General features: G+C 59.1%; 33 protein-coding genes. 22 read left to right on the top strand and 11 right to left on the bottom strand.

Annotated elements, in window-relative coordinates:
- Window positions 1-3 precede the first annotated feature (3 nt).
- On the bottom strand, window positions 4-1,038 hold the full coding sequence (gene dusA, locus PU724_RS25630) for a tRNA dihydrouridine(20/20a) synthase DusA (protein ID WP_354421767.1): 1,035 nt from the start codon (window positions 1,036-1,038) through the stop codon (window positions 4-6).
- A gap of 116 nt (window positions 1,039-1,154) precedes the next feature.
- On the opposite strand from dusA, the gene PU724_RS25625 reads away from it, so the two are divergent.
- The 5 genes from PU724_RS25625 (at window position 1,155) to PU724_RS25605 (ending at window position 4,106) form a co-directional block, all read left to right on the top strand.
- The gene (locus PU724_RS25625) at window positions 1,155-2,216 is read left to right on the top strand and encodes a site-specific integrase (protein ID WP_354421769.1); all 1,062 of its coding nucleotides are present in this window, start codon (window positions 1,155-1,157) and stop codon (window positions 2,214-2,216) included.
- A complete protein-coding gene (locus tag PU724_RS25620; protein ID WP_354421771.1) occupies window positions 2,216-2,821 on the top strand; it encodes a hypothetical protein in 606 nt (201 codons plus the stop codon). The genes PU724_RS25625 and PU724_RS25620 overlap by 1 nt, the downstream gene beginning before the upstream one ends.
- An 82-nt stretch (window positions 2,822-2,903) precedes the next feature.
- The gene (locus PU724_RS25615) at window positions 2,904-3,101 is read left to right on the top strand and encodes a helix-turn-helix transcriptional regulator (RefSeq protein WP_354421773.1); all 198 of its coding nucleotides are present in this window, start codon (window positions 2,904-2,906) and stop codon (window positions 3,099-3,101) included.
- The gene (locus tag PU724_RS25610) at window positions 3,101-3,292 is read left to right on the top strand and encodes a hypothetical protein (RefSeq protein ID WP_354421775.1); all 192 of its coding nucleotides are present in this window, start codon (window positions 3,101-3,103) and stop codon (window positions 3,290-3,292) included. The genes PU724_RS25615 and PU724_RS25610 overlap by 1 nt, the downstream gene beginning before the upstream one ends.
- A gap of 328 nt (window positions 3,293-3,620) precedes the next feature.
- Entirely contained in the window at window positions 3,621-4,106 is a 486-nt protein-coding gene (locus PU724_RS25605) for a hypothetical protein (protein WP_354421777.1), read from the top strand.
- 228 nt (window positions 4,107-4,334) lie between these two features.
- Here the strand turns inward: PU724_RS25605 and PU724_RS25600 are convergent, their stop codons facing one another.
- On the bottom strand, window positions 4,335-4,571 hold the full coding sequence (locus tag PU724_RS25600) for a hypothetical protein (RefSeq protein WP_354421779.1): 237 nt from the start codon (window positions 4,569-4,571) through the stop codon (window positions 4,335-4,337).
- A 224-nt stretch (window positions 4,572-4,795) separates the two neighbouring features.
- On the opposite strand from PU724_RS25600, the gene PU724_RS25595 reads away from it, so the two are divergent.
- From PU724_RS25595 to PU724_RS25555, 9 genes are all read left to right on the top strand, one after another.
- Window positions 4,796-5,056 (top strand): hypothetical protein, encoded by a 261-nt coding sequence (locus PU724_RS25595; RefSeq protein WP_354421780.1) that lies wholly within the window; start codon window positions 4,796-4,798, stop codon window positions 5,054-5,056.
- 13 nt (window positions 5,057-5,069) lie between these two features.
- Window positions 5,070-5,333: a hypothetical protein gene (locus tag PU724_RS25590; protein ID WP_354421782.1), complete on the top strand. Its 264-nt coding sequence runs from the start codon at window positions 5,070-5,072 to the stop codon at window positions 5,331-5,333.
- A gap of 19 nt (window positions 5,334-5,352) precedes the next feature.
- Entirely contained in the window at window positions 5,353-5,850 is a 498-nt protein-coding gene (locus PU724_RS25585) for a glycosyltransferase family protein (protein ID WP_354421783.1), read from the top strand.
- Between the two features lie 191 nt (window positions 5,851-6,041).
- Entirely contained in the window at window positions 6,042-6,407 is a 366-nt protein-coding gene (locus PU724_RS25580) for a hypothetical protein (protein WP_354421785.1), read from the top strand.
- 100 nt (window positions 6,408-6,507) lie between these two features.
- Complete coding sequence (locus PU724_RS25575; RefSeq protein WP_354421787.1) at window positions 6,508-6,798, top strand: hypothetical protein; 291 nt, start codon at window positions 6,508-6,510, stop codon at window positions 6,796-6,798.
- A complete protein-coding gene (locus tag PU724_RS25570; RefSeq protein ID WP_354421788.1) occupies window positions 6,795-7,208 on the top strand; it encodes an HK97 family phage prohead protease in 414 nt (137 codons plus the stop codon). Before PU724_RS25575 ends, PU724_RS25570 begins: the two co-directional genes overlap by 4 nt.
- Window positions 7,209-8,591 (top strand): hypothetical protein, encoded by a 1,383-nt coding sequence (locus PU724_RS25565; protein ID WP_354421790.1) that lies wholly within the window; start codon window positions 7,209-7,211, stop codon window positions 8,589-8,591.
- Between the two features lie 29 nt (window positions 8,592-8,620).
- A complete protein-coding gene (locus tag PU724_RS25560; RefSeq protein ID WP_354421792.1) occupies window positions 8,621-8,830 on the top strand; it encodes a hypothetical protein in 210 nt (69 codons plus the stop codon).
- Window positions 8,831-8,843: 13 nt separating this feature from the next.
- The gene (locus PU724_RS25555) at window positions 8,844-9,602 is read left to right on the top strand and encodes a LamG domain-containing protein (RefSeq protein WP_354421794.1); all 759 of its coding nucleotides are present in this window, start codon (window positions 8,844-8,846) and stop codon (window positions 9,600-9,602) included.
- On the opposite strand, the gene PU724_RS25550 is transcribed toward PU724_RS25555, so the two are convergent.
- Window positions 9,568-10,527, bottom strand: coding sequence for a hypothetical protein (locus tag PU724_RS25550; protein ID WP_354421796.1), 960 nt, complete (start codon window positions 10,525-10,527; stop codon window positions 9,568-9,570). The two genes, PU724_RS25555 and PU724_RS25550, sit on opposite strands and share 35 nt — an antisense overlap.
- Window positions 10,528-10,744: 217 nt before the next feature.
- On the opposite strand from PU724_RS25550, the gene PU724_RS25545 reads away from it, so the two are divergent.
- The 3 genes from PU724_RS25545 to PU724_RS25535 all read left to right on the top strand — a co-directional run bounded on the left by PU724_RS25545 (window position 10,745) and on the right by PU724_RS25535 (window position 13,024).
- A complete protein-coding gene (locus PU724_RS25545; RefSeq protein ID WP_426213664.1) occupies window positions 10,745-11,455 on the top strand; it encodes a hypothetical protein in 711 nt (236 codons plus the stop codon).
- Window positions 11,456-12,308: 853 nt separating this feature from the next.
- Window positions 12,309-12,632: a helix-turn-helix domain-containing protein gene (locus PU724_RS25540; protein ID WP_426213663.1), complete on the top strand. Its 324-nt coding sequence runs from the start codon at window positions 12,309-12,311 to the stop codon at window positions 12,630-12,632.
- On the top strand, window positions 12,632-13,024 hold the full coding sequence (locus PU724_RS25535) for a hypothetical protein (protein WP_354421799.1): 393 nt from the start codon (window positions 12,632-12,634) through the stop codon (window positions 13,022-13,024). Before PU724_RS25540 ends, PU724_RS25535 begins: the two co-directional genes overlap by 1 nt.
- Before the next feature lie 107 nt (window positions 13,025-13,131).
- On the opposite strand, the gene PU724_RS25530 is transcribed toward PU724_RS25535, so the two are convergent.
- From PU724_RS25530 to PU724_RS25505, 6 genes are all read right to left on the bottom strand, one after another.
- Complete coding sequence (locus PU724_RS25530) at window positions 13,132-13,344, bottom strand: hypothetical protein (protein ID WP_354421800.1); 213 nt, start codon at window positions 13,342-13,344, stop codon at window positions 13,132-13,134.
- Between the two features lie 128 nt (window positions 13,345-13,472).
- Window positions 13,473-13,658, bottom strand: coding sequence for a hypothetical protein (locus PU724_RS25525; protein WP_354421802.1), 186 nt, complete (start codon window positions 13,656-13,658; stop codon window positions 13,473-13,475).
- Between the two features lie 466 nt (window positions 13,659-14,124).
- Entirely contained in the window at window positions 14,125-14,877 is a 753-nt protein-coding gene (locus PU724_RS25520) for a hypothetical protein (protein WP_354421804.1), read from the bottom strand.
- A 140-nt stretch (window positions 14,878-15,017) separates the two neighbouring features.
- The gene (locus PU724_RS25515) at window positions 15,018-15,278 is read right to left on the bottom strand and encodes a hypothetical protein (protein ID WP_426213662.1); all 261 of its coding nucleotides are present in this window, start codon (window positions 15,276-15,278) and stop codon (window positions 15,018-15,020) included.
- A gap of 91 nt (window positions 15,279-15,369) precedes the next feature.
- Window positions 15,370-15,816, bottom strand: coding sequence for a hypothetical protein (locus PU724_RS25510; protein ID WP_354421806.1), 447 nt, complete (start codon window positions 15,814-15,816; stop codon window positions 15,370-15,372).
- Window positions 15,817-15,993: 177 nt separating this feature from the next.
- Window positions 15,994-16,107 (bottom strand): ribbon-helix-helix domain-containing protein, encoded by a 114-nt coding sequence (locus PU724_RS25505; RefSeq protein ID WP_244425843.1) that lies wholly within the window; start codon window positions 16,105-16,107, stop codon window positions 15,994-15,996.
- A 19-nt stretch (window positions 16,108-16,126) separates the two neighbouring features.
- Between PU724_RS25505 and PU724_RS25500 the strand changes: the two genes are divergently transcribed.
- The 5 genes from PU724_RS25500 (at window position 16,127) to PU724_RS25480 (ending at window position 19,649) form a co-directional block, all read left to right on the top strand.
- Window positions 16,127-16,735, top strand: a complete 609-nt coding sequence (locus PU724_RS25500) for a hypothetical protein (protein ID WP_354421900.1) — start codon at window positions 16,127-16,129, stop codon at window positions 16,733-16,735.
- Window positions 16,732-16,890: a hypothetical protein gene (locus PU724_RS25495; protein ID WP_354421808.1), complete on the top strand. Its 159-nt coding sequence runs from the start codon at window positions 16,732-16,734 to the stop codon at window positions 16,888-16,890. The genes PU724_RS25500 and PU724_RS25495 overlap by 4 nt, the downstream gene beginning before the upstream one ends.
- The gene (locus PU724_RS25490; RefSeq protein WP_354421810.1) at window positions 16,883-17,137 is read left to right on the top strand and encodes a hypothetical protein; all 255 of its coding nucleotides are present in this window, start codon (window positions 16,883-16,885) and stop codon (window positions 17,135-17,137) included. The genes PU724_RS25495 and PU724_RS25490 overlap by 8 nt, the downstream gene beginning before the upstream one ends.
- Before the next feature lie 370 nt (window positions 17,138-17,507).
- Window positions 17,508-18,569: a tyrosine-type recombinase/integrase gene (locus tag PU724_RS25485; protein WP_292248215.1), complete on the top strand. Its 1,062-nt coding sequence runs from the start codon at window positions 17,508-17,510 to the stop codon at window positions 18,567-18,569.
- 321 nt (window positions 18,570-18,890) lie between these two features.
- Window positions 18,891-19,649 carry an SDR family NAD(P)-dependent oxidoreductase gene (locus PU724_RS25480; RefSeq protein ID WP_127407078.1) on the top strand — a complete coding sequence of 253 codons (759 nt, stop codon included), beginning with the start codon at window positions 18,891-18,893 and terminating at the stop codon, window positions 19,647-19,649.
- Window positions 19,650-19,706: 57 nt separating this feature from the next.
- Here PU724_RS25480 and PU724_RS25475 read toward each other — a convergent pair whose 3' ends face one another.
- Both PU724_RS25475 and traA read right to left on the bottom strand, forming a co-directional pair.
- Window positions 19,707-19,922 carry a helix-turn-helix transcriptional regulator gene (locus PU724_RS25475; RefSeq protein WP_127407077.1) on the bottom strand — a complete coding sequence of 72 codons (216 nt, stop codon included), beginning with the start codon at window positions 19,920-19,922 and terminating at the stop codon, window positions 19,707-19,709.
- Between the two features lie 126 nt (window positions 19,923-20,048).
- Entirely contained in the window at window positions 20,049-22,937 is a 2,889-nt protein-coding gene (gene traA / locus PU724_RS25470; RefSeq protein WP_426213661.1) for a Ti-type conjugative transfer relaxase TraA, read from the bottom strand.
- Window position 22,938: the final 1 nt, after the last annotated feature.

The raw sequence follows: 22,938 nt of genomic DNA, 5'->3' as shown, positions 1-22,938 counted from the left end.
CCCTCAGGCCGCTTCGGCCGCCGTGCCGCTGAGGTCGACAGCGGCAAAGGCCGTCTTCAACACATCCGGTCCGGCGCCCGGCCTTGTCGCGTCCGTCGACAGGATCTGCCGGTAGCGGCGCGCGCCCGCCAGGCCGTGGAACAGGCCGACCATGTGGCGCGTGACGTGGCCGAGCCGCCCGCCCTTCTCGATATGGCGCGCGGCATAGGCCGCCATGACATCGATCAGAGCGGCATAGTCGAACGCCGCGGGCGGCTCGCCGTAGAACATGGCATCGACGCCGGCCAGGATGCCCGGCGTGTGGTAGGCGACGCGGCCGAGCATGGCGCCGTCGGCATGGCAAAGGTGCCCGCGCACCGCGTCCAGCGATTGGATGCCGCCATTGATGCCGATGAATTCATTCGGCTTTCTCACCTTGAGACGATAGACCCGACCGTAGTCGAGCGGCGGGATGTCGCGGTTTTCCTTCGGGCTAAGCCCCTCCAGCCAGGCCTTGCGGGCGTGCACCCACAATGCGTCGGCGCCGGCCGAGAAAACCCCGTCGGCCAGGTCGTCGAGCGCCGGCTCCGGATCCTGCTCGTCGACGCCGATGCGGCATTTGACGGTGACGGGAATTTTCACTCTGGCCTTCATCGCCGCGACGCAGTCGGCGACAAGCACCGGGGTCTTCATCAGGCAGGCGCCGAACGTGCCTGACTGGACGCGGTCCGACGGGCAGCCGACATTGAGGTTGATCTCGTCGTAGCCGAAGGCCTCGCCGACCGCCGCCGCCTCGGCAAGCTTGCCGGGATCGGACCCGCCGAGCTGCAGCGCCACCGGATGCTCCGCCGCGTCGAAGCCGAGCAGCCGCTCGCGCGCGCCCTGGATGATCGCATCGGCCACCACCATCTCTGTATAGAGCAGCGCCCGGCGCGTCAGTTGACGGTGGAAGAACCGGCAATGCCGATCCGTCCAGTCCATCATTGGGGCAATCGACACGATCGGAACGCCGGTTTTCCGGGCTTTTCCGTACAAATTGGCCGTTTCCTGACTGCTCATATGTTGTAACACGTTGTAGGCTTTTGTTGCGTTTTGCAGCGGTTTGTTGTAGCAGATACAACATTGTTGTAGCGAACAGGGGCAATGTTGTAGCGATGGGGACGATCCTTACCAGAATGCGCCGCGACGGAAAACCGTCCTATCTCTGCCAGATCGCTCGGAAGAAAGACGGCAAGACTGTTCGCGAGAACCGCACCTTCCGCGACCACAAGACCGCCAAGGCGTGGCTGCGCCAGCGCGAGGCCGAGCTAGACAATCCGAAGGCGTTCAAAGCCGCGACGCAAGAAATCAGAACGCTCGGCGACGCGATCGGCCGCTACGTCGAGGAACACGGCGGCGAGATCGGCAAGACCAAGTCGGCCTGCCTTGCTGCCATCCAGCGGCATTCGATCGCCGGCATGGCCTGCGGCAATGTCGGAAGCGAAGACATCGTAGCCTTCGCCCGGACCATTCACACGGTCACCGGACTTGCCGCTCCCGGACCGGCCACCATCAACAACTATCTGTCACACCTAGCGAGCGTCTTCGCCATCGCTCAGAAGGCTTGGGGTTATCCCCTCGATCAGGAGGCCATGTCAGACGCGACCTTTGTTCTGCGGAAGCAGCAGACCATCGCGAAGTCGAAGCAACGCAGCAGGCGCCCTACCCTGGATGAACTGGATCGCCTGCTGGCCTACTTTCAGGAGCGCACCGAACGCGCGCCGCATTCAGCACCTATGGTCGACATCATCCTCTTCGCGGTCTTCTCGACGCGACGCATGGAGGAAATCACCCGCATCCGGTGGGCTGATTTCGAACCTGCCGGCAAGCAGGCCGCGCGCGTTCTTGTGCGGGATATGAAGAACCCAGGCGCGAAGAAGGGCAACGACATCTGGTGCGAGCTGCCCGCCGAAGCTGCCACTGTTATCGAGCGGCAGCCGAAAACCGGTGACACGATATTCCCCTACACCGTTGACGCCATCGGCTCGGCTTTCACGCGGGCTTGCAAGCTGCTCGCCATCGAGGATCTGCATTTCCACGACCTCAGGCACGAAGGCGTTTCCTGGCTTTTTGAGGCCGGTTGGAACATCCCTCACGTCGCGCTCGTCTCCGGGCATCGTTCATGGGCCTCCCTGCAACGCTATGCGCAGCTTCGGCACAAGGATGACAAGTTCGCCGGTTGGAAGTGGAGGCCCTGATGGCGAAACACGTGAAGACGATCGGCACGGGTATAACGACGGAATCGCACGTCACCTACAGCGGCGAAGATATGATGCCTGCTATGAAAAGATGGACTGAAACCTGGAACGCCGCGCGTAAGGAAGGCGGCGGCGATTATGGAGCCGTCACACTAGAGTTGGTGAAGCAAAGCCAGAATATCCTAAGCGGTGCCGGCGAGCGGCCGTTTCTTGACCACAGTCAGGAATGGTTTGCCGAACAAATTTTGATCCACCACAAGATCGTCAAGAACGCCGTCGCCAAACAGGATGCCGACACGGCGGCACGGTTTGCCTACCAAATGGGCTTTCTTCACTGTCAGGCGCATATGAAAGCAAAGTGGGAGCCGTCTGCGCTTACGGGGCAGAAGGTTCGGCACGAATCCCCAGGCGCAGACAAGGGTGGACGCAAAATCGGCAAAAACATTTCGCGCGATGTCAGCATGGCAAAGGAATTTCAGGAGAGACGAAAATCTTCGAGACGGTCCGCTACTGCCTTGAAGGAGGAGATTGGCCGAGCATACGGGCTTGGTCGCAGTGCATCGATCGAGGCGATAAATTGCGGCCTTAAGAAACTCTCCGGCTAAGCGGCGAAACCGGACAGATCATCGCGCACCTTCCTAGCAACGCCTCGCAATTAAGCGGCGCGGGTAGCAAGGGAAGGCATTAATGCTCCTGAATACAGAGCAGACCTCCAAGAAGACCGGGAAGTCGATTTCCTGGCTCAATCACGCGAGGCAGAGTGGCGAGGGTCCGACTTACCTCAAGCTCGGTCACACGGTCAGGTACCGCGTCGAGGACGTAGACGCCTGGCTGGCATCGAAGGCTCGCACCCGTGTCTGGAACTTCGATGGGGAGGCCGCGTGATGACCCGCCATCCCGAGACTGAAGACCACGCCAGCGAACCTTCCACCATCGAACTTGGCTTGCGATTCCTTCGCGAAACGCCTCGCCATCTTCGCGGCCCTTCCGTTCCTGCCCTTCGCAAGATCGGCCTTTCGGCGAAAGACGCCTGCGAGGTATGCCGCCAACTCAACCTTTCGATGGCGAGGGCGTGATGGAGCGAGCCCCAGAAAAGCAAAAGCTCGCCGGCCAGGGCGAGCTTCGCGAAGTCGAAATAGATAGCAGCAACGATCGCAGTATTACCGAAAACCGCTGGGCACGGCAAGCGAGGTGGGCTTCAAGTCACCCGCAAGAAAAGTGGGCTCATGCCTGCCTGCGGTCTGCGCTTCGGCTTGGTCTGGTCGAAAAGCAGCCATGCGAGGTTTGCGGCGCCGCTGAGGTCGACGGGCACCATCCGAACTACAACGAACCGATGTCAGTTCGCTGGTTGTGCAGGGCTCACCATAAGGCCGAACACCGGCGGCTGAAATGCGAGGGCGTGTCATGAGCCGTGCCTTCACCATGGTTTCACCCGCGCTCTGGCGCTCGGCTCGGTTCCAGTCGCTCGACAACGATGCGCGGCTGCTGTTCCTCTACTGGCTCACCAATGAGCATTCGAACTCTGCCGGCTGCTACCGCCTGCCAGCAGCATATGGCGTAGCGGACCTAGGTTGGACCCGCGAGCAATACGACGCGGCGGCGGCTAGTGTGGTCGGCGCCGACATGGCCGAATTCGACTTCGACACAGACGAGGTGCTGATTGGCAAGTGGTTCCTGCATTCGCCGCCGACAAACGTCAAACACGCGATGGGAACGCGATCGGCGATTGAGAAGATCGAGAGCCTCGATTTTCAGGATAAGGCGTTTGCCGCGTTCGCCGAAACCAAGTTCGGCCAGCAAGTACTCGAAGGCGTGTCGAACGTTCATGACATCTCCGAACACAGCCGTCTTGCTGCAACTCGCATCGGCCAGGGTGGAGGCTATCGATAGCCTATGGAAACCCTACCGATACACAGAGACAGAGACAGAGACCTAGACAGGAGACTGAAACAGAAACCTAGACCGACACCTAAACCGAAACAGAAACTGGAAACACATACGGCCAAATTATCGAAAGCCGAGCCTGTCGCAAACGTCGCTGGGCTTTGGAGGAAAGAGGAGCCAAGAACCAACGTCGGCGCTCTTCCTCCAGAGTCAGAGTCCGAGCGTCCTGCCTGCTCAGTACAGATCCATCGCCTGATCAACTTCGACCGAGGACTCATAACCGTCGATCCAATCGATGTGGGCAACCGTCCCGCACGGATAGGGGTTGTCGTCCCTTTCCATCCCCGTGCGAGCGGCGAAGACGCCTCCTTGAAAGGCTCTCGAAACAGGCGGTTTGGCGATCTTTGCGGTATGTCGGCCGTAGAACAGCGATCTTCCAAAATCGATCAGTTCGGTCGGGTTCGTGATCACGTGACAACCTCAGCGCGGTTGAACTTCACGCGGGCGAAACATCTTCGGGCTGCATTTGGTTCCGTCACAGTTCGCGACCGGCTGTCACACAGCCAACCAAGGTGCGGCTGATGATCGCCTCCGCCATCCTGACCGTCCTGGCCATCGGCTTCGTGCTGGCAATGGTTTTCGGGTTCGCCTGATGGCCCGCGGTCGGCCACCCATCGGCACGCCGGAAGAGCGTCTTGAGCGAAGGCGCTTGCTCGGCCAACAGCGCGGCGCGCGCCGGAAAGAGCGCGAAGCCAGAGGCGGAGGAGGCCTATCGTAGCGCCATCGCTGCGAAGATCGACGAGCTGGAAGACTTCATCACACTCGGCAGCCAGTTCTACGCAGCATCCATCGCAGCCCGCGTGAAGCTTCCCAGCAAGATGCCGAGCCGATGCGAAGCCCTGCTTTCCGCGCACGGCGTCGGGATGTTGCGCCGGCTTCTCAACACCGTCGATTGAAGGGAGAACCGAAGTGTATCTGACAAGAGACATGAGCAGCCAGGGCAAGATGCAGCGGCCGGCCGCTCGCAAGCCCATCACGCCGGTGAAACTCACCAGCGCAAGGCCTCAAGCGAAGCCGCCGGTTCGCGTCGTCAAGCTCTACGATCCGAAGAAGAAGGCCGAGGACGCGCACTGGATCAGGCGCCTTGAGTGCGTCGGCTTGACCGAGGGCAATAGCAAGGCGGTTGCTCTCATGAAGGCGAATTATCGCCGCCGCTATGGCGAGAACATCTGAGTTGGATGTGGCGGCTCTTATGGCGGACTTGGACGCACATATCGCCGGAGAACTTGCCGCTCTGCAGGCGCGCGGTGCCGATCGAATGACGATCGAGGTGCGCCACAAGGAACTTTGCGACTGGGCAATAGAACAGTGTGTTCAGGCCGAAGCGTCGAAGCCGATCGAGTTCAACCTTATCCAGTCGGACGAGGCGGTAACCGTGCGTGCGATGTGGGCCTATCTCCTCCCTGATGTCACCGCAGCAATGGAGGCTGGCCTGACTGTCGAATACATTGCGGTGGTGCGCGCCGAGGACGGAATGACGGTGCTGATGTACGTCGACTTCGCTGAACCAGAAGATCCGATGCTCTGGGCCTCGTCTGACTTCTACAAGCACTTCAATCCAGAGATATGGGCCGAAGCCATAGAGAGCATAGCCATCGACCACAATGCCGGGATCGAGGTCGCGGACATGTATCCGCAGGCCCTTTCCGACGCACTCGAACCGGCAGGACCCTGGAGGAGAATGTGGTGACTACCGGGGGGGCGCGATCGCTTCCAAAAAGTACATTTCGTTAAACCGCTCGGGGACCACAACGCGCAATTTCGTCCAGAATTTTAGTTGAGGTTTGAACAATTCTTATGGGTGCCAGAGGCCGAAAGTCCACTGCTGAAAATGCGATCTCACCTAGGGTCGACGGCAAGGTTTTGATGCCGCCAGAAGGCATGAACCAGGCCGAAACCGATGTTTGGCTGGACGTGGTCCGGTGCCTTCCTCCGGAGTTCATCGCCAAGGAGTCATCCGAGATGTTGGCGAACTATTGCCGGCATGCCGTCAGTGCTCGCGATCTCTCAACGATGATCGACCGCTTCAATCCGAAATGGCTGAGAGTCGATGGCGGGTTGGCAAGATACGAGAAGTTGATGCGGATGCGCGCGGTCGAGAGCAGAGCGATGCTTGCCTGTGCTCGAAGCTTGCGCCTGACATCTCAGAGCCGCGTCGATCCGAAGACCGCTGGTCGCGCTCGCCGAAACGGCCTGCTGCCCAGCTTCTACGATCTGGAGGCGGACAAAGATGACGGCTGGGCATAGCGGCCTTCAACGCAGTGCGAGCCTCCCGCCGCTTGAGCCTCGCGAGAAGCTTGATGGGAGCCATCTCGACGAACCGGACCGCAAGGCGCTGGAACGTGCCATGGAACTCGCGTCGCATGACCGGTTGCGGAAGGAACAGCTACAACACAAGGTCGAGGCTGATGGCTGGTTCGATGCCGCCGTCTTCGCCTGCTACGTCTGCCAGACTGACACGCTGAGATTGAAACCGTGGGAAATTCCGCCTGTCTACGGCGGGCCGCTCCCTGGTGATACCGGGCTAGTTCGCTCGTCCGGCCTGCAGGCTGCCAAGCTCCTCAAGCGCATGCTGGCCGCCGGCCTCTCTCAATACGAGCCCGACCCTATCGCCGCACTTCGGAGGCTGGGCAAATGACGCCGATGATCGCCGGATATGCCTGTGCCTATGGCGTCCAGTTCCACGATGACATTCTGCAGCATGGCGCCTTCGCCGCGCTCCTGGCGGGAGGGTTCAAACCGCTGATGCTTCTCGGCCACAAAGGCGGGCCGATCGGGCGGTGGCTGGAGTTCAAAGAAGACGACACCGGCCTTCACTCGATCGGCCGCATCGACATGACGAAACCGCGCGGCCGACTGGCCTTGGACATGGTCGAGGCCGGAGAGATCACTGGGCTTTCGTTGGGCAAGTTCGCGGGCGAGGCAAGGCCGATCGGCACTGGAAGGCGCCTCTGCCGGCGCGTTCTCCGTTGCCCGGAGATATCGCTGGTAACACACCCGGAAAACCCAGCCGCACGCCTTTTGAGCTATTGCGCGGGGACAGCGTAGATGGCTGGCCTGCCGCGTCATGCTCCTCACGGTAGTTGGTCAAACCCGCAGCCGACCACGGCGCCGACCGTCCCCGATGTTCCTACGGTCCAGGTCACGCTCCCGACCTCAGCCTATGGGCAAACGCTACCGGCGGTTTGGGGCAAATGCAGGTTGCCGGCTGCATACATTTGGGTGCCGCCGATCCTGACAGTTACCTCGAGCCACATCGAGTTCTGGGACACGATCACCACCACCACGGCAAAGATGTCGTGCCGGCTTCGTTTCGCGCGTCCTCTTGTCCCGAACTCAACCTGGACGATGCGCAAGCTCTACGCGAACGGCAAGCTTATCTATGACGTCAGCGTCGGCTATCGCCAGAAGGGCCTCAAGTTCACTGCCTACGATGGGCGAAGCACGCAGCCGCGCGACCCGACCATGGTGCGCGAGGAAGGCGTAAACGACGTCTCGGCCCATCGCGGCTATCTCGACATCGTCATCGTCGATTTCGATATCATCGGGCTTGGCGCTCCTCCAGTGTTCGAAGCCGAGTGGATTCAGGACGGCGCCACGACCCATGATTACGAAACCTTCACCGTGTTCGCGGCCGGCTTTGTCAGCCGCATGGCCGCAGATTGGGACAACGGCATCCTCTACGGCTTCACCCAGAGTCCACGCGCGCTGCGTCAATTTTCGATAGGGGCGACAACTGAATATTACAGCGCGGACAATTCGATCATCGCGAACTACTTCACCGGTTTCCGCTACATCCAGAGCCTTGATCGCCTCGTATATCTGGCCGCATTTACTGGTGTTGGCGACGCCCATGGAGTCTTGCTCGATCCGCTCTCAGGAGCAATTCTGGCCCAATCCGGTGCGGCGGCGGCCTCCGGCATAATCTTGGGAGCCTGCCTATCCGGGACTGTGCTCGTCGGCTTCTCGGATGCGGAGCAAATCTTCGCGTTCTACGTGACGGCATCAACGATCGAGCGCTCCTATCAGTCGATCACCAGCTTTGGCGGTTATTCCAGCATCCAGTGCGTCGTTCCTGGCGAGATCAGAGGCAGCGAACTCGACTTCTGGTTTTGTGCTGACGGTGACTTGCTGAAGCTAACGCTTACGTCGCTCGGCACGTTCAAAAGTTCGACCGTCGTGGCGACGTTCACAGACGACCTTCGCTATGCCGTTTACGATGACGGAGATCTGACGGCGCCGGTCGCGCCATTGACGCGCTTCACCGTGGCATCGGCGAGCCGGATCTTCAGCGGTTCGTTGACGAGCTGTATTTCTATGCCGGCGGTGTGTCGTACTTCACCAACTTGCAAACAGGCGTCACCCGGTCGGTCTCGGGCGGTTCGACAACCAACCCGTACCTTTTCGATGGCGAGCAGGACATCGTTCTGACCGTCAACAATGCCGGTGTTCCGCAGCGCATGAGAATCATTGCCGGCAACGGCGAGTTGCGGCTGCTGACCGACTTCCTCGAGGCGCTTTTCGTGGCCGGGGGGTTCGAGGCGTCGGACCTGGTTTTCGAGAACATCGACGATCTAATCCAGGGTGCCGTGATCGATCAGACAGAAAGTTGCCGGGATATCGCTCGCCGGATCGCCGAGCCGTACTCATTCGCAATTTTCGAGCGGTAAAGGAGAGCAGTCGATGCTTTTGTTTTCGGGCCAGATGTACGGCAACACCGCTCCAGGCGGTGGCGGTGGCGGTGGCGGTGATCCCTATTTCGCCAACGTCAAGCTCCTGCTCGGCTTCGAAGGCACGAATGGCGCCACAACGACCACGGATGAAAGCCCGGCCGCGCATTCAAGCATCACGTTCAACGGCAATGCCCAGATCGACACCTCGCAGAAGCCGTTTGGAACATCGTCCTGCCTGTTCGATGGCACAGGCGATTACGTGTCGATCGCCGACAGCGCGGACTGGGATCTGTCGGATGCAAATTCCGACGAGTTCACCCTCGAATTCTGGATCAGGCCTCACGCCAATGTAGGCAACCAGCGCGTCATGGGCCAGGCGCCATCGTCGGGAAATTGGTCTTGGGACGTCAACTCCACGTGGTCCAGTGGCAACGGCTCAGTCCAGTTTCGATTCACGAGCAACGGATCCACAGCGACCACGGTCGGGTCAGCCACACAAAATCTTCCTTTGGATACCTGGCATTACATTGCTGTCTCGAAGAACAGCTCGGGCAAGATTCGCATCTGGCGCAATGGCACTCTGGACGGCAGCGCGACGCCCGCCGACAGCTCTTTCTTCAACTCGACCGGGACACTCGATATTGGCCGCAACTTTGCCACTGCCAATCTTAACGGCAACATCAAGGAACTGCGCATCACCAAGGGCGTCTGCCGCTATGATACGGATGGGTCGATCACGGTGCCGACGGGGGCATTCCCGAGAAGTTAGGCCCTATTGTTTTCGCCAAGGGGAAACGAGGTACGGACCCCATTGCACCGAGGAGGCCATCACCCTTGGCGCTAGCCCCTTTGAGAACGACGTCGAGGCCATCTTCATGGAAGTGCCAGTCACCGCCACTGCCTAATGTTGGTGCTTTGAGAATTTGCTGCCCCACAATCCAGGGATGATGGATCGCTTCGAATTCTATGCTCTTCGCACCTCCGACAATCGCCCCCTTATGAGGCGTCAACGGGAAGAATTCGGACACTACAGGCGCCCCGAGCGGGATCGAAATTGCAGATGTGTTACTGCCTATGCCCGGTCCTCCGAACCTCCTTATCTGATCTGTGAGAAACGCAGACAGCTGATCGGCAGTCGGCTGCTCTTTCTCCAGCGCATAAAGGACTGATTCCAGAAGGTTCGGCGCAAGCATGCCAATTGCGCTCAGCCAAACGCCGTTCTGGTTTCGGGGCGGGCGTTCCAGTTTGCGCTTCCCATCGGGATAGAGCTTATAGGTTTGAATGAAGGGCTTTGCTTCACCCGCGGCGACAGTGAAGCCGGCGATGGAGAGTTCGAGCGAACTTCCAACGGATAGGTGCGATGTCAACTTACGCAGAAGGTGCCCCAAGGCATGCTTAAGCGGCCAGAAGTTGTTGTTTTGACCGCCGCTCTTGAAAGAAAACCTGTCGCTGGAATTTCGCTTTCCAAGATTTGCGTCACCGGAAAGGTGGGCAGCCATCATCTCATCGGTGGGCACGCCGGCCATCATTGCCTGACCGGCATAGGCGATGCTTACGATCGCATCCTTGGCCCGATAGAGGAGTTGCTTTGTGGCTATTTCGTCAACAGCCTTGAAAGAACCCTTCTCTGAAACCAGCCTGTCGCCCACTTGGACGACAATTCCCGATGCGGCAAGGGCCAGAACAAGTGTCATTTGAACGGACGGCGCCTATTGACCAAACCAAGAAGGCTAATCGCAGGTCTCCGGACCGGTTTCAAGGAGATGCTAAGGTGCGCTCCCGGTTCACCGCTGGCCAACGCCATCCAGCCGCGGCCGGCGGGCGGACGTGGGATTCGGGGCAAGTTGCTAATGCAACCGTGTTCCCCTTAGGGTCAGGGCGACCATGCAAAAACGAAGTCGGTCAGTTGTTTTGATAGCGGTCGCCCTTGTCCTGGTGGCGTTGGCGACCGCCGCGGCGATCCTTGTCTTTCGGCACGCTTCACCGATCGCGGTCTCGCCTGTCTCGACGCTCAATACCGGCGGCCTCGTTCCTGGCCCTGCGGTGATGGCGCCGTCGAAGAGCATCGGAGAGGTTGCTGCCAATCGGGATATCTGGCTCGAAATCTCGTGGAAATTCTTCGGCGAGTTGCGGACGCTGAATGCCGTCACGGTCGGGGGCGTTCCGGCAAGGCGTCTGGTGCGCAGCAACGAAGTGCCCGCAAGCGCCGATTCTGAGATCTGGGTGATAACAGCCGGCAGCGGTGACAAACTGGAAAAAGCCACGTCGGCCGACATCGGGTTCGCTTTTGATGGCGGCAATCCGGCTATCACGATGCAAATTTACAGAGTGGTCGGAGCTTCTGAGGAACCTGCGGCGAAAGTTGCGGAAATCGGCAGCAGCATTTCAATCGCCATTCCAGCCGATGGCGTCGCCCTGATATCGCTGATTGCTTCCGGCACCGACTCCGGTTCTCTGAGCAATGTCACCAAGGATTTCCGGGCCCGTTGCGGAAAAGACTTCCTTGGCATCCATGCATCGAAAAGTTCGACCTCCGCTGAATCAGTGACTGCAACGTTCTCTGGCGGCGTAGCGGCAAACTTTGCGGCTGTCGCACTTCAGCCGGCGCTAGAGATGCGTTGAGGGCACCCTCCCGCTGGCTTTGGCGGGCGGGCTTTTTGTTACGTCGCCTTATCGACCAGCGGCGTCTTCCGCTTCGGCGGCACGTAGGACGTCATACCAGCCGAAGCGTGTCGGCGTTCACCGTCACCGGGACGCCAAGGTTCACCGTCACCAGATCCCATTCGACATGCGTGACGTCGCCCACTGTTGCGCACGGTCGCGGTGCGAGGCCCCTTTTTTCCAACCGCCTTATGAGTCAATGTGTCGCACCTCGACACCTCTTAAGGATTTATATTGACTTATAAGTCAACACTGGAGCAAGTTAAAGCTCGAATCTGCGACCTGGATGGGAAGGACTTAAACTATCTCCCAGCGGTCGGTTATTCGTCGGTGCGAGAGATGTTTGTCTCGGATGAGGTTCTCTACGATGTCATTCCACCGTGGCCAAATCATCATGGTGGGAAGGAACGACACATTGCGTTCCGTCAGCTGTTAGACAGTTTCTCGCGAGGAAATCGCATGGCTGTCAGCGAAAAGCCAAAGGGCAAGCCGCCATATACGCAACTAGCGCGCACCGAACCCGTTGGGTTGGACGTATGGTCTTTCAGAGAGACGGCAGAGCAAGACGGGATACGCTGCTTAGGCTGCTTTGGAGGACCCAATTTGTTTGTGGCCCTGACATGGGATTACCGGGAGAACATAAGCGATTTTCACGCCGAGGTGAGACGCTGCCGAGAGAAATGGGACGAGCTTTTCGATCCAATTTTGCCCTTTAGAAGCAAGAGGTTAGATGACTATGGCGCCGGATTCATTCCCGTTTAGACCAGATACGCACACCCCAACACCGGAGGACAGCCAAACATATATACGGGCAATGACGCAGAGCCAGATACATTCCGCGATCCTCGGCGAGTTCGAGAAGTCCGGGATGTCACAAGCAGACTTGTCTCGCCGCACCGGCATCCCGCCGGAACGAATCAGCAGATTACTCGCTCAGCCTGGTAACTGGACCTTCAACACCCTAGCAGACCTTCTGTTCGCCTTAACCGGCGCTGTGATTTCTGGAGCGGTTGAATACCCATTGGATCGAAAGCATCGCGCTCAGGCGCGGCCGGCGTGGCTTGAGGCAAGTCGTAAAATCGATGACGAACCAAACAAGGCTGGGTCAAGCCCTTCCTCTCAGTTTGTATTGTACTGATGGCTAACATACGCGCCAGTTTTGGCTTCGTTTGTGACGATGCCCGTCAAGAGACGAATGGCAAGATGATGTTCATCGGGGCATTCTCCGGAGACATTGTTATGCCCGAAATCCCTCAGCAGTTGGCGATACGCCTTGTGTTGTATTTGGAGAACGATGGCCCCGGAACCTACGAAGTCGAAGCTGGTGTGTTTTACGAGGGCAAAGCGATCGCCGGAGCTAGCGGACAACTCCAGTCGACAAAGATGGGAGGGTCATTCGTTCCGATCCCTATGATCATTCCGATCAACGGCCCGGGTACTCTCACTTTCAAGTTCAGACAGGCTGGGAAGCGGTGGCAGACAGTAATCACCCTTCCAGTTTCGACCACCGCTTCGCAGCCGCCTTCTTAGCGATCTGAGCGCGCCCAAGCTCTTTGGCAGCGGCGCTCTTGCCGAGTGGCAATGCGCATGACGCGGACGGCGTTGCCGATCACGTCAGCGCGGGGCGCTTCTGGCCTTTAGGTCCGGCTGGCATCGCTATCGCTCCATGCGCCGTATCGCTTCATCATCGCGCGCATGCGCAGGATGTCTTCCTTTAGGATTGCGATCGCCTCTTCCTTTGTTGTCCCGGGTGCCGGCGACGCTTTGTCATAATATATGGCTGCTAGCATCCGCATGTTCTCGTCATGCAGGTGCCGGGCCTCTTTCATCAAATCTTCAATGGATTCCAAATCGCCGCTCTCCCATGCTTTCCGGTAAGCATATAGGCGGTTCGGAAGCCAGCGGGCAAGCAGATGTCACCTCGACAAGCGAGCCGGGCTGTGGGCGGTTCCAAAATCGCTGTTGGCATCTGTCACTATCAGCGGCCGATCGCGCCTTCCATCAAGAAGGCACCCAGCGCGCTCATCAGTGCTTCGGCACTGTCTCTCTCGAGGTGAAGCTCGATCTCTTCGTCGTCTTCCGTGATCAGCAGTAACTTGCCTACCAGCGGGTTGCGCGAGATGACCACTATATCGTCATCCTGATAATCAGCTTCCCTGGCCATCGGAGCGAATCCTTCCTTTCAATGCAGCGCCAGAGAGGGAAGCGAAGAGCACGCTTCGGCGGCGTGAGATAGCGCCGGCGGAAACGAGCGCTGGCGAGCGTTAGGAAGCTCCGGCCCGCTATGAGATACGAAAAGATAAACACCCTAATAGTCCTCGCAGTGGTCCTTGTAGCAAGATTGTTCTTCTTCACGAAGCTCAGTACTGCAATCTCTGCGACATTCTTCGTATCCCTGGTTGTCGCCTTGGTAGTCATCTTCGCATTGCTTGTCACAATCGTTAAATTTGTCAGTTGCGTCACTAAGACACTGAGTAAGTTTATTGTATTCACAATCACTGGACAAGTCAGCGGCAGCTGATGGCAGTGCCGTAAATGTCAAAATCACTCCCACAAGGCCAGCAAGGTATGCCATCCTGCCGCAAGACTGCAGTAGCGGTATTTCCGTTGGAGTGTGGAGTACCATAGACTCACCATTCATCGAGAGGCTGATATTCAGTTGGCATCAAAGCTTTCGCCATCCCAAGGCTGCGGCTGAACGCGTCCAAACGCTTCGGATCGGCACTAGAGCAACGATCCGTGTATAAGGTAACCGCCGATTCGAGAACAGTTCGCTCCTTCACCGCGCGCCAAACAACTCTGTCGCTGTTGTCGTCGAAAAGTTCTCGTTTTCCCGCAGTATTAAGCTCTATGCAATCCAATAGACGCCATGTGGCATACGAATATTCTGGCAAAAAAGTTTGCTGTATTGTCGTTGAATTTTCTTCATGCCAGTGTTGAGTAACCTCATTCGTAAGCTTTAAGGCAGCATTGATCTCTTCTCCAACCGGCAGTCCGCCTACCACCACTGTGGCAGTCATCTTGAAACCGATGCTCCCTTCTATCCTCTGTTGCTTTGTTAGGTCATACGCCTTTGTCCATTTCGTTGTGTGTATCGTTTCGGCACCATAGTGGATAGGCCATTCAATGATATTCCACCGTCTATATCGGGATAAAGTGTGCACAACATCATTGTGACACCTTCCGGTCCCTTTCACCTCACCTATCGGTTTCAGCACATAACGAAATTGTCTGGTTACGCTACGGTTATCGGTCCAAGTCTTACTTCCAATATCATTCCGGAGCTCTTCAGGAGTGAAATCTATCACTCCCTCGTCCGGGAAGTCTTTTTGAAGTGGGGGGTGTACGTTGCTGAATTTGTATATGGCTGCCTCGGTCGTCATCTGCCTATACCTCTCGCATCCGCCGAGTGATCTATTTCTATATCCCCCAAGAATTAGCATCGCGCAACTGTAGGAAACGCGCAAGCCGGCTCCTCCGAACGGAGCAGCCTTGACGATTTCAGCGAACGGGAACCTCGCGCTTACTTCTTGGCGATTAACCGCTGAACCATGACGGTTGAGACGCGGCCTACCAGGATCGCAATGCCGAATACGATGGGCGCATATATCCGTGCGTTCCATCCTTCGGCCTTGCAGAACTTTACAAGCAAGAGAGCCAAGGGAAGGCCAACCAGAAGGATGCCGAGGGCCTGCGGACGTCTCTTTTTAAGGCGCTCGATATGTGCCTGTTGTTCTGGGGTCATTTCCTCAACCTCACCCCGGCGCCGCGCTACCATGGCCATTATTCGCGATGTCGATAGGCCGCGTAAGCGAACAGTCCGCTAGCAGCGACGTTGCGCTGCCGAAAGCGCCAGACGGCGCTTGCGAGCACGACTAGGAGGCGGGTACAGCGCATTTCGGGAACTGCCCGGCAGCACGGTCTGCCATGGCCTTATTGGCCTCGGCTTGCGTGCTGCAAGCCCGCCCATCCATTTTGACTCCGAAACCCTTGGCCTCCAGACAACGCGTGATGTATCGATCCCTCAGGCCTTGGTTGACGTCGTAGGTTGACGTGGATCCGGGGATGTTCACCGCGCCGATCGTATTGCAAGAGACAATGGTCCCGATTGTGTTGCACTGCACGGTACCTGGGTTGTTATAGCCTGGGTGATATTCCGTCGCTATGGACTGCGGAATTTCCCGGAAGGACGCGATCTTGCACTGATCTACGGCTGCCACGGTCGAACTTAGATCGACGCCGGGCTTATAGATGATTGCTGTGGGCCCAGATTGACAGCCCGCGATGGCCGCCATGGCGGCCAACAACATCCGATTGCGCATTGAATGATTCCCCCAGAGCCCTGGGCTCACCATCACGCAACCTGAGGCTGAAGGCAAGCGGTCCATTTGGAAAGTGGCCGGTGCGCTCCGCAAGCGCGCGGGGTTAACCGCCGCTGTCTATCCCACCGCTCTTCCTCAGCCTCACACCGGCGCCGCACGCGAGGGATAAAATGGACGTCATTCAGCCTTCAGCACTTGATGTCTGGTCAACCAATCACGAATGATCAGTCGGACGGCTTCAGGTCGCGAAACATCATGCTCGGCAACAAATTGGTCGACGCCCGCGAGCATGTCCGGTTGAAGGCGGACCATGATCGGCACACCCTTCCCAGTTGGGGCTGGTCCGCGCCGTTTCTTTGATACCACGGTTTCTTGCTTTGGCATAAAAACTCTGATATCAGAATTCCCGTTCCTGCGGAAGCGCCAGAACCTCACACAGAACCAAATTGGAGAATATCCGATGCCGAACACGTATGTTCGGGCAGCCGCTGAAGGCATGCCCATAGCCGAGGTCATGAACGACGTCAGCGTGAGCCGTCCAGTCCATCCGCTTGGGCTGAAGACGAAGACCCTCCCGTTCAGTCAACTGGGAGCACTGGTCGACACGCTCCAAACCGTGCACGATGTGCTGAGTGGTCTGCAGGAGCAGCCCCGATTTAGCGCCGACGGCACTGAGCCATATAACGAAGCCGGCGTGATTCTCGAATGCCTCCGCAACAACATCGGTTGCGAGATAGACGACATTCGCGATGAAGTCGCGCAGCGGCGCGTGTCCAGCGAGGATGAGGGCGAAAACAAATTCGGCATCTTGATCGGTCGTTACACTGGCGGCTGCGATGCCCCGAGCGCAGCCGTTAGCGACTTGGCGCAGATCGCCGCCGAAATCGCGGCTGATCTGCGGAAGGTAGGTGCAGCATGACCCGGCTCGTCCCGACAGGGCGCGGTAGCTACGTGCGCGCCGGCTCGATCACACTGGCCGAACTGCTACGCCGCTATGACTTGGCGGCCGAGCGCGGCTTTACCACGATGACGAGATGCGAGGTTATCGCAGCCTTGGAGGCTCACAATGTCTGACATGCAAGAGCCCGTCGTCATCCTCGACACGTTTGTGCAAGGCGTCGGCCGAGTAGAGGAAGTCGCGCCGAACCTGTTCCGAGTCTCCTACTATGCGCACCAGCAGGGCTATGGAGGTGTCCAGGAAAAGATCTGTGTGGCCAAGTTCATCATCCCTTTAGAGGCGATGCTAACGATGGCACAGGACATGGCAGGGCGGCAGGCAGCGGCGCGGATAATGGGGCAGACGCATTCGCCGGTGAACTGATGACGACGCTCGACATCATATCATGTTCATAGGCACCGTGCTGGCTGGCTGGCTGGCACAGCGGCTCATCGCTGGCTGAAAAAGGTTTCGGTATCGAAACGAGAGGCTCGGGAACTGGCTTTCCGGGCCTTTTCTATTGCCGATATCGCTACAACTTTTTCTACAACATCGACCCGCAAACGGCACAAATTAAAGGAAGTCCGTCCAGTCCATCATGGGTGCCACGGCCACTCTATGATCTTGATTTTTCAGCATTTTTTCTTTAACATCAAATCGTTAGAACCTGCCGAGTGCACACGAATTTACGCTAGAATACGACCCTTTTCGCCACGTTTCGATCTCTCAGTGCACACGGAGCGCACACGAAAAAATGGCCACCTACACAAAGCTCTCGTCCGGTTCCTGGCGTGTCCAAGTCCGTCGCAAAGGTCGCTACGTCAGCGAGACCTTCCTGCGCCGAGACGACGCACGGCGATGGGCGACCGAAACCGAGCGCCAAGTCGATCGCGGTGAGACGCCGACCAAGTCCCGGATAGCGCGCCTAAAAACCTTCGGCCAACTCATCGACCTTCATATCGACGACATGTGCGATGTAGGCAAGTCCCCTCGCCGCTCCAAGGCTGCAGCCCTCGATATGCTTCAAAGACATCTGGGGAAGTGCAACATCGCCGCTCTCGATCGCGAACGGCTCATTCGTTTTGGTCGCGACCGGGCGGCACAAGGTGCCGGGCCGATGACTCTCGGTATCGACATCGGCTTTGTAAAACTCATTCTGGCTCATGCCGCTGCGGTTCACGGTCTGCCCGTCAAGGTCGAACCGGTTGATCTCGCGCGTATCGCCCTAAAAAGGCTTGGCCTTGTTGGGAAAGGCCATCAGCGCGACAGGCGGCCGACGCAGGATGAACTCGACAGGCTCATCGGTCACTTCGATGCAAACCCTCGTCAAATTGCACCGGTTAGCCAGATCATTCGTTTCGCGGTCGCAACCGCGATGCGCCAGGAGGAAATCTGCAAGGTGCGTTGGTCCGACTTGGAATCTCACACGCGGATGCTTCTCATCCGTGACCGGAAAGACCCTCGGAACAAGAACGGCAACAATCAGCGCATACCCCTATTCGCCGCGACCGGGTACGATGCGTGGGCCATTGTCGAGGACCAACTGGCCAAGCGCAGCAACGACGATGATCGAATTTTCCCATTCAATCATAGGTCGGTCGGCACCGCTTTCCGTCGAGGATGCGCTGACCTGAGCATCGACGACCTTCACTTTCATGATTTGCGGCACGAAGGAACCAGTCGCCTTTTCGAGGCTGGATTCACGATTGAACAGGTTGCGCTGGTGACTGGGCACAAGGACTGGAAAATGCTGAAACGGTATACGCATCTTAAGCCCGAGGCGCTCCACGCAGTGCTGGCGAACCGTGCTGCCTAACGCGATGGCCGCTCCCATTCGGGTGCAACCGTAGCCGAAAGTCAAAACCAGACCACGAATCGAGGGGTCGGGGGTTCAAATCTCTTGGGCGCGCCATTCGGAATACGCCGTCCGTCGAGTTGCATCCGGCCGGACGCGCGCCTGACACTCTCGATGTATTGCGATGGCGAGCTAAGTGCACTGTCACCGCAATTCCGCCTCGTTCGGCTCGGCTTCGACAACGCAAAAGGCGCGGAATGTTGCAGAGCAAATCTTCGCAGCACGGTCGCCAATGTATGTGGTAACACCGCGACGGCGGAACCAGCGGAGTCTGATTTGACCATGCCTTCTCCTGCCACCAAGCGTGCGCTGATCACCGGGGCGGGTGCTGCCGACGGCATCGGCTTTGCCATTGCGCGGCAACTCGGCCTTGCCGGTCATGCCGTTTTCCTGAACGGTGCCAGCGAGCGTGTACTCGATCGCGCCGCCGAGCTTTGCTCCGAAGGCATCAATGCCAAATCCGCGGTCGCCGACCTCACCGTCGCAGCGGAAGTCGCGCGGCTGCGGGCTTATGTCGGCGCTGTCGACATCCTGGTCAACAATGCCGGCATGGGCTCGCTGGCATCGCCCTCGGTGGACAAGGCGTTTCTTGCTATGACCGAGGCCGACTGGGACCAAGGGATCGACGTCAGCCTGAAGACCGCGTTCCTGGTCACCCGCGCGTTTCTGCCGGCGATGGTAGAGGCAGGCTATGGGCGCATCGTCAATGTGGCATCGGTTACCGGGCCGGTGGTGTCTTTCGAAGGCACCGCCGCCTATTCCGCCGCCAAGGCCGGCATGGTCGGCCTGACGCGCACGCTGGCGCTCGAAGTGGCGAAAAGCGGCATCACGGCCAATGCCGTGGCCCCCGGCTGGATCGAAACGGGCTCGTCAAGCGCAACGGAGCGGCAAGCTGCCCTGCACACGCCACCGGCGCGGGCCGGGCGACCGGACGAGGTTGCCGCAGCGGTGGTGTTCCTGGCATCGGAAGGCGCCAGCTACGTCAACGGCGCCCTGCTGGTGGTCGACGGCGGTAACAGCCTTCAGGAGCGCAAGGGCTGAATCCGAAAACGACCGGTCGTTCACGATCGGCGGCAGGAACGTGCCATTTGACCGCCCTTAGTCGCTGTTTTTTCGACTCACTCTGGTATGCCAGGAGACAGGATCAGCGACCCACCGATTAATATCGGCTTCCCTCCATCCCGCACCGTTTACGCTGATTTTGATTTGAGCCGGGAACGTGCCTTCGGCGATTTTGCGGTACATTGTTGAGCGAGACAAGCCGGTTCGCTCGAGCACGGTCCTAAGGCGAATAATACGATCCGGTTCAGGCATAGCGGCTTTTTTTCTCTGAGAGCATTTGGCACCTGTTGAAACCAGACAGGACAACCTGAGGCACGCGCGCAATCAGATTTGTCATCTCATCGACCTGGGGCGTGGGAATGGCGGCAAATCGGAGGGTTAGATCCCTATGCCACGTCCTCTGCCAATGCCGTGGTTGAACGCGAGTTCCACACCCAAGCGTCGGCCGGATTCGACCTGAATGCCAAGCGCCTTTTTGTGATTGGCAAGAAGGGATTCAAGCTGCGGATCGCGTTTGAGGCTTTTGGCCATGTCGGACATGGCCGAGCGCGTCGACTTGTAGCCGGCCATGTCGCCGGCCTGATATTGGTCCTGGCTTGTCCGGTGGAGCTTTTGCCAACGTTCCACGAAACGGTCTGCACGGCGGCCGGGCTCGGTGTCCAATCCCGCGCGGATTTCGGTTTCAAGCTGGAGAGCCAGAACGATGCGGTTGACGCGACCGGCCCCCGCTTCACGAACCAACTCGGGATTCTTGACATAGGCCGCTTCGGCATCGCACCAGCCATGCGGCCGAACCTTCTCGAACGCGTTGCGGGCATCTCTCAACTCGCGCATCTGCTCGGGAGTCCCCTGCCCGTCCGCATTTCCGCTGCGCGTAACAGCGTCGAGCGCGCGCGCGTGGCGCACAAGCGCCTTCGTGCGAGCGCTGCGCAACGCGGCTTCCGGATCCACCGGCAAATCCGCCTCGCGCTGCGCTTCCCTGGCGGAAGCTTCTGGCCCAGGCGTGGGGCCGGCATCGCCCCTTTTCGTTCCACCGTCTCCCCTTTCCGGTCTGTGCCCGCGGTCCTGGCCGGGCTCGGCGTTTGCGGGCAAGCGCAACCCGTCCAGCAGCCCGCCGATTCTTTCGCGCAGCTTTTCCGGAACGACCCGGCGCATGATCTCGACCACGCGCTGTCGGAAACTGATCCCGCGCCGCTCGGCATAGCTCTGCGCCGGGTCGATCTGGTCGTAGTCCGACGCCATATCCTTGGCGCGGTCGCGTGACAGCGTGCGAACAAGTCGTTCGCGGGTCGCGAAGTCGTCGCTGCCATAATGCAGATCCATCCCATCCCGATGTCGCGACAGGGACACGTAGCTGCTGTGCGCATCCATGCCCGGCGTCGCCAGCACATGTGTGCGGTCGACGGTCATGCCCTGCACCTTGTGGATGGTCGCGGCATAGCCGTGGTCGATGTGTGCATAGTCTTTCAGGTCAAAGCGCACAGACCTGCCGTCGTCGATTTGAACCGTCATCCCTTGGACGCTGACCTCTTCGATAACGCCGAGCGTGCCGTTCTTGACGCCAAGCCCGCGCTCGTTGCGCAGGAACATGACGCGGTCGCCGCGTGCGAAGGTCTTTGCACCGCGTTCCACATCCACATGAACCTCGTCGCCGAGATCTCCAGCAGCGCGCATACGCTCGCGTGCCGCGTTGTTCAGCGCGCGCACCTCGTCGTTTGTGTGGGTGAGAATGATCCGGCTCACCTGAGGCTCTGCCTGCCTATCGCGATCCCAGCGCGCGACGAGATCGCTGCGCGCCTGATCGCGCGTCGCGGCCTGATGCACCATTCCTTGTGTATCATAGGCGCCGATCGCAGCACCGATCCTGCCGGTTGCCAGATCGCGCGTGGCGTCACGCTGCCAGTCCTCGCGCTGTCGACGCACCTGGCCGATTTCGACGCCGCCATGACGCTCATGGATGGAACGGAATGCAGCGCCGGCCTCGATCGCCTGCAACTGCTGCGGGTCACCGACCAGCACGACTTTTGCGCCCACGTCCGCCGCATGAGAGAGCACGCGCTCCAACTGGCGCGTGCCGACCATGCCGGCTTCATCGATCACCAGCACGTCAAGCGCAGTGAGCAGATCACGGTCGTGTTCCCAGCTATGTTCCATGCTGGCGATGGTGCGCGACGAGATGCCTGATCCGCTTTCGAGATTCTCGGCCGCGATGCCGGAGAGCGCGGCGCCTCGAACCTCGTAGCCCGCTGCCGCCCAGGCCTGGCGCGCGACGCCCAGCATGGCGCTCTTGCCAGTGCCGGCAAAACCGACAACGACACCAAGGCCGCGGGCATCCGTAATGTGATCCAGTGCCTCGCTCTGCTCGACGGACAGAACAGGGCCATGTTGCTTGGCGGCCGCCAATGCAGTCGCACGATCCAGATCACCCACCGCATGCTGTCCTTCTGCAACCATGCGTTCCGCCGCACGATACAGGCGCTGTTCCGTCTCGATCATTTGCCGCGTGGTGAAGCGATCTTCGCCGCGTCCGTCCTTGCCGAGTTCGACCAGGTCAGGCGCTCCGCTAATGGCTCCCATCACCGCGTCGAACTGCTCCATTCCTTCGCTGTGGCGATGCGCAAACTTCGCAATGTCTTTTCGCGTGAAGGTCGATTGCTGATGCGTGATCGCATCCAGCGCCAGGGATGGATCCGCGATGATGCGCGCGCCATTGTTGCGCGCGATCTCCCGATGCAGTTCGGCGCGATCGGCTTCGATGTCGGCCGGGTCGAGGCGACCGTCCTCAATGCGTTGTGCCGGCGCACCGATCTGGGTCTGCGGCTCCAAGGCAATGCCCTGCGCTTCCAGACTGCGATGATCGATGCGGGCGTCGATGTCGAGTTCAGCCAAGCGTTCATTGGCAAACTCGGCCCATCGCTCGCGCCAGCGCTCGACCATCTGGGTAGCGTTCCAGTCTCGAACCTTCGGACCAAAGCCGTTCTCGTCCACCGACCGCATGGTGAGCATGACATGGGCATGCGGTTTGGTGCTGCCATCTTCCGCCGTATCCCAATGCACATTGAGATCAGAGACCATGCCCCGGCTGACGAACTCCGCCTGAACGAAGTCGCGCACCAGTTCGATGCCTTCCGCCTGGCTGAATTCGCGTGGAAGGGCGAACTCCACTTCGCGGGCAAGCTGCGCATCCTTGCGCATTTCGAACGCCTCGACATCGTTCCACAGGCGTTCGCGGTCGCTCCAGGCTTCCGGCGCGTCCTCTGGCAGCATC

This window comes from Mesorhizobium abyssinicae, assembly GCF_049887195.1.
GTDB classification, from domain to species: Bacteria; Pseudomonadota; Alphaproteobacteria; order Rhizobiales; family Rhizobiaceae; genus Mesorhizobium; species Mesorhizobium abyssinicae.
The sequence above is the reverse complement of the archived record's forward strand: the minus strand, read 5'-3'. Positions and strand labels throughout refer to the sequence as shown.

Coding starts and splice junctions, on each gene's coding strand:
- PU724_RS25490 (WP_354421810.1), top strand. CDS start 16,883: ATGTCTGACATGCAAGAGCCCGTCGTCATCCTCGACACGTTTGTGCAA.
- PU724_RS25625 (WP_354421769.1), top strand. CDS start 1,155: ATGCGCCGCGACGGAAAACCGTCCTATCTCTGCCAGATCGCTCGGAAG.
- PU724_RS25565 (WP_354421790.1), top strand. CDS start 7,209: ATGGCTGGCCTGCCGCGTCATGCTCCTCACGGTAGTTGGTCAAACCCG.
- PU724_RS25555 (WP_354421794.1), top strand. CDS start 8,844: ATGCTTTTGTTTTCGGGCCAGATGTACGGCAACACCGCTCCAGGCGGT.
- PU724_RS25485 (WP_292248215.1), top strand. CDS start 17,508: ATGGCCACCTACACAAAGCTCTCGTCCGGTTCCTGGCGTGTCCAAGTC.
- PU724_RS25515 (WP_426213662.1), bottom strand. CDS start 15,278: ATGGCCATGGTAGCGCGGCGCCGGGGTGAGGTTGAGGAAATGACCCCA.
- PU724_RS25480 (WP_127407078.1), top strand. CDS start 18,891: ATGCCTTCTCCTGCCACCAAGCGTGCGCTGATCACCGGGGCGGGTGCT.
- PU724_RS25525 (WP_354421802.1), bottom strand. CDS start 13,658: ATGGCCAGGGAAGCTGATTATCAGGATGACGATATAGTGGTCATCTCG.
- PU724_RS25520 (WP_354421804.1), bottom strand. CDS start 14,877: ATGACGACCGAGGCAGCCATATACAAATTCAGCAACGTACACCCCCCA.
- PU724_RS25575 (WP_354421787.1), top strand. CDS start 6,508: ATGGAACTCGCGTCGCATGACCGGTTGCGGAAGGAACAGCTACAACAC.
- PU724_RS25610 (WP_354421775.1), top strand. CDS start 3,101: ATGACCCGCCATCCCGAGACTGAAGACCACGCCAGCGAACCTTCCACC.
- PU724_RS25570 (WP_354421788.1), top strand. CDS start 6,795: ATGACGCCGATGATCGCCGGATATGCCTGTGCCTATGGCGTCCAGTTC.
- PU724_RS25540 (WP_426213663.1), top strand. CDS start 12,309: ATGACGCAGAGCCAGATACATTCCGCGATCCTCGGCGAGTTCGAGAAG.
- PU724_RS25560 (WP_354421792.1), top strand. CDS start 8,621: ATGAGAATCATTGCCGGCAACGGCGAGTTGCGGCTGCTGACCGACTTC.
- PU724_RS25550 (WP_354421796.1), bottom strand. CDS start 10,527: ATGACACTTGTTCTGGCCCTTGCCGCATCGGGAATTGTCGTCCAAGTG.
- PU724_RS25605 (WP_354421777.1), top strand. CDS start 3,621: ATGAGCCGTGCCTTCACCATGGTTTCACCCGCGCTCTGGCGCTCGGCT.
- PU724_RS25535 (WP_354421799.1), top strand. CDS start 12,632: ATGGCTAACATACGCGCCAGTTTTGGCTTCGTTTGTGACGATGCCCGT.
- PU724_RS25510 (WP_354421806.1), bottom strand. CDS start 15,816: ATGCGCAATCGGATGTTGTTGGCCGCCATGGCGGCCATCGCGGGCTGT.
- PU724_RS25495 (WP_354421808.1), top strand. CDS start 16,732: ATGACCCGGCTCGTCCCGACAGGGCGCGGTAGCTACGTGCGCGCCGGC.
- PU724_RS25505 (WP_244425843.1), bottom strand. CDS start 16,107: ATGCTCGCGGGCGTCGACCAATTTGTTGCCGAGCATGATGTTTCGCGA.
- PU724_RS25500 (WP_354421900.1), top strand. CDS start 16,127: ATGATCGGCACACCCTTCCCAGTTGGGGCTGGTCCGCGCCGTTTCTTT.
- PU724_RS25585 (WP_354421783.1), top strand. CDS start 5,353: ATGGCGGACTTGGACGCACATATCGCCGGAGAACTTGCCGCTCTGCAG.
- PU724_RS25475 (WP_127407077.1), bottom strand. CDS start 19,922: ATGCCTGAACCGGATCGTATTATTCGCCTTAGGACCGTGCTCGAGCGA.
- traA (WP_426213661.1), bottom strand. CDS start 22,937: ATGCTGCCAGAGGACGCGCCGGAAGCCTGGAGCGACCGCGAACGCCTG.
- dusA (WP_354421767.1), bottom strand. CDS start 1,038: ATGAGCAGTCAGGAAACGGCCAATTTGTACGGAAAAGCCCGGAAAACC.
- PU724_RS25580 (WP_354421785.1), top strand. CDS start 6,042: ATGAACCAGGCCGAAACCGATGTTTGGCTGGACGTGGTCCGGTGCCTT.
- PU724_RS25620 (WP_354421771.1), top strand. CDS start 2,216: ATGGCGAAACACGTGAAGACGATCGGCACGGGTATAACGACGGAATCG.
- PU724_RS25615 (WP_354421773.1), top strand. CDS start 2,904: ATGCTCCTGAATACAGAGCAGACCTCCAAGAAGACCGGGAAGTCGATT.